This window comes from Salinicola sp. (assembly GCF_982684285.1).
On sequence record NZ_CEXLVS010000350.1, the window covers coordinates 1 to 3,121 of the forward strand.

Genomic DNA, 3,121 nt, shown 5'->3' on the forward strand with positions numbered 1-3,121 from the left:
AGGTCAGCGTCGAGAACCTGCTGCGCGGCGTGGTCGTGCAATCCGGCAACGACGCCAGCGTGGCGCTGTCGGAGTACGTCGCCGGCAGCGAATCGGCTTTCGCTGACCTGATGAATCAGCAGGCCCAGCGCATGGGCATGCAGAACAGCCATTTCATGAACCCCACGGGGCTCCCGCACGACGATCACTACTCGTCCGCTCACGACCTGGCGATTCTCGCGCGCCATATCATCACGGACTTCCCCGACCACTATCAGGTCTATTCCGAAAAATACTTCACCTACAACGATATCCGTCAGCCCAATCGCAACCGCCTGCTGTGGCGTGATCCGGACGTCGACGGCCTGAAGACCGGGCATACGGAAGCCGCCGGCTACTGTCTGGTCGCATCCGCCAAGAAGCAGGACACCCGCCTGATCGCCGTGGTCATGGGCACCAACTCCGATGAGGCACGGGCGGCCGAGACCCAGCGCCTGCTCAACTACGGGTTCCGCTTCTTCCAGACCCGCAAGCTCTACGATGCCGGTTCCGTGCTCAACGAGGCGCGGGTCTGGGGTGGCGACAGCGATACCGTTCGCCTCGGCGTCAAGGATGCGGTCAGCATGACCGTACCGCGGGGTAGCGCCGACAACCTGACCGCTCGCCTCAACCTGCCGGAGACGCTGCATGCGCCGATCCAGGCGGGCCAGCAGGTCGGCACGCTGGAAATCAAGTCCGGCGACGAGGTGCTGGGACAAGAGCCGCTGGTCGCGCTGGAGGGTGTCGAAGAGGGCAGCATCTTCAAGCGCGTCTGGGACTCCATCGTGCTGTTCGTGACCGGTCTGTTCGACTGAGTACCGCTCTGGCGTCGCCCCGGCGGCGCCTCTCCCGCCGCCTCGGAGGAATTCTGCGGGCGGTGGGGCGGCATCGGTTGGTGAGCCGGGTAATGTTGAGTAGAATGGTCGGAAATGTACTTCGCACCCAGATGCCATGACCCAGACTCCCAGCGATGTTGATCTTCCCCGACCCAAGGTCGAGTTTCCCTGCGATTACCCGATACGGGTGGTTGGCGACGCCGCCGACGATTTCGTGGCGGCCGTCAGTGACGTGATCGAGAGTCATGCGCCCGGTTTCGATCCGGCATCGATCAAGCTCTCCGACAGTCGCAATGGCCGGTTCCAGTCGCTGCGCGTGGTCATCCATGCCACCGGCGAGGCGCAGTTGAATGCGCTGTTTCAGGATCTGAAGGCCACCGGTCGGGTCCACATGGTGCTATGACGGCGATGCCCGCCCTGTCGCTCTATCGCCTCTGGCGTCAGCCCTACCTGCCGGTCTGGCAGGCAATGTCGCGTTTCACCGATGGTCGCGACAGCGCAGAGCCGGATCAGCTGTGGCTGGTGGAGCACGAGCCCGTGTTCACGCAGGGGCGTGCGGGCAAGCCGGAACACCTGCTGATGCCCGGCGACATCCCGGTGGTGGCGAGTGATCGGGGAGGGCAGGTGACCTATCATGGGCCAGGCCAGATCGTGCTGTACCCGCTGCTGGACGTTCGCCGGCGAGGGCTGGGGGTGCGTGAACTGGTGACGCTGCTCGAGAGCGCCGTCGTCGCCCTGCTGGCCCTGCACGGCATTGCGGCTCGGGCGCGTCCGGACGCACCGGGGGTCTATGTCGGTGACGACAAGATCGCCTCGCTGGGCCTGCGGATTCGAAGAGGCTGCAGTTTTCATGGGGTTGCCCTCAACGTCGACATGGACCTGTCGCCATTTTCCCGCATCAACCCGTGTGGCTATTCGGGCCTGAAGATGACCCAGCTGCGTGATCATCTACCTGGACCGATCTCGTTCGACCGTGAATCCACGAGGCTGGCCGACTGTTTCGCGCAGCGGCTGGCGGTGAAGCTCGAGGATCGGCCGCGGTGGCCACAAGCTTTTGAACCGGTAGCGACTGCCTAGCTGCCGGCGTTCCAAGACCTATCAGGAAGGGACCTATGACCGAGACGACCGTGATGCAAACGCCCGAGGCCAAGAAGCCTGCCCGTGCCGAGCGGGGTGTCAAACTGCGCGGTGCCGACAAGGTATCGCGGATTCCCGTCAAGGTCATTCCGACCGAAACCCTGCCGAAGAAGCCGGACTGGCTGAGGGTCAGGATGCCGGTCTCTCCCCAGGTGACCCACATCAAGCAGACGCTGCGAAAGCATGGGCTGCACACCGTTTGCGAAGAGGCTTCCTGCCCCAATCTGGGCGAGTGTTTCAGCGGCGGGACGGCGACGTTCATGATCATGGGCGACATCTGCACCCGGCGCTGCCCGTTTTGCGATGTCGCGCACGGGCGCCCCAACGCGCTCAACGAGAATGAGCCGCGGGAGCTGGCCGAGGCCATCGCCGAAATGGGGCTCAATTATGTCGTCGTGACCTCCGTGGATCGTGACGATCTGCGCGACGGTGGCGCCCTGCACTTCGCCAACTGCATCCGCGAGATTCGCCGCGACAGTCCGGAGATCGAGATCGAGGTTCTGGTACCCGATTTCCGCGGTCGCATGCAGGTGGCTCTCGATATCCTGGAAGGCGAGGCGCCGGACGTTTTCAATCACAACCTGGAGACGGTGCCGTCCCTTTACCGCAAGGTTCGCCCCGGCGCGGACTACCAGTGGTCGCTGGACCTGCTGAAGGGTTACAAGGCGCGCCGTCCGGAAGTGATGACCAAGTCGGGTCTGATGCTCGGGGTGGGCGAGACCGACGAGCAGGTCATAGAGGTAATGCGTGACCTGCGTGCGCACGATGTCGACATGTTGACCCTCGGGCAGTACATGCAGCCGTCCCGCAACCATCTGCCCGTCGATCGCTGGGTGCACCCCAGCACATTCGAATGGTTCGCCGAACAGGGCAGGAGCATGGGCTTCACCCATGTCGCGTCCGGGCCGCTGGTGCGCTCCTCGTATCATGCCGACAAGCAGGCCCATGGGGTCGAAGTGAAGTAATCTCCTCCTGAATCGAATCTCGGCTCTGTACGAAAACTGTCTGCGCTCGGCAATACGGCGTTAACAATCGGCTGGAACGCCAGCCCGAGCTCGGCGCCCCCGTCAAAATACTCATTTACACCCCGTAAACTGGAGCGCCAGCCCGGTCCTCTTTCGCCGATTTTT

General features: G+C 63.4%; 4 protein-coding genes. All 4 read left to right on the forward strand.

Translation table 11 applies throughout. The annotated features are described in order from the left end of the window. The coding region (locus tag AC3AYF_RS19595; protein WP_487780229.1) for a D-alanyl-D-alanine carboxypeptidase family protein at positions 1 to 833 on the forward strand (833 nt) is incomplete at its 5' end. Between the two features lie 136 nt (positions 834 to 969). Next, positions 970 to 1,257 carry an HP0495 family protein gene (locus AC3AYF_RS19600; RefSeq protein ID WP_295037353.1) on the forward strand — a complete coding sequence of 96 codons (288 nt, stop codon included), beginning with the start codon at positions 970 to 972 and terminating at the stop codon, positions 1,255 to 1,257. Positions 1,258 to 1,262: 5 nt separating this feature from the next. Next, the gene (gene lipB / locus AC3AYF_RS19605; protein ID WP_487780230.1) at positions 1,263 to 1,931 is read left to right on the forward strand and encodes a lipoyl(octanoyl) transferase LipB; all 669 of its coding nucleotides are present in this window, start codon (positions 1,263 to 1,265) and stop codon (positions 1,929 to 1,931) included. Between the two features lie 35 nt (positions 1,932 to 1,966). After that, a complete protein-coding gene (gene lipA / locus AC3AYF_RS19610) occupies positions 1,967 to 2,956 on the forward strand; it encodes a lipoyl synthase (protein WP_295037356.1) in 990 nt (329 codons plus the stop codon). Positions 2,957 to 3,121 lie beyond the last annotated feature (165 nt).

Bases quoted from the DNA above. Each gene is read 5' to 3' on its own strand.
- AC3AYF_RS19600 (WP_295037353.1), top strand. From the start codon at position 970: ATGACCCAGACTCCCAGCGATGTTGATCTTCCCCGACCCAAGGTCGAG.
- lipB (WP_487780230.1), top strand. From the start codon at position 1,263: ATGCCCGCCCTGTCGCTCTATCGCCTCTGGCGTCAGCCCTACCTGCCG.
- lipA (WP_295037356.1), top strand. From the start codon at position 1,967: ATGACCGAGACGACCGTGATGCAAACGCCCGAGGCCAAGAAGCCTGCC.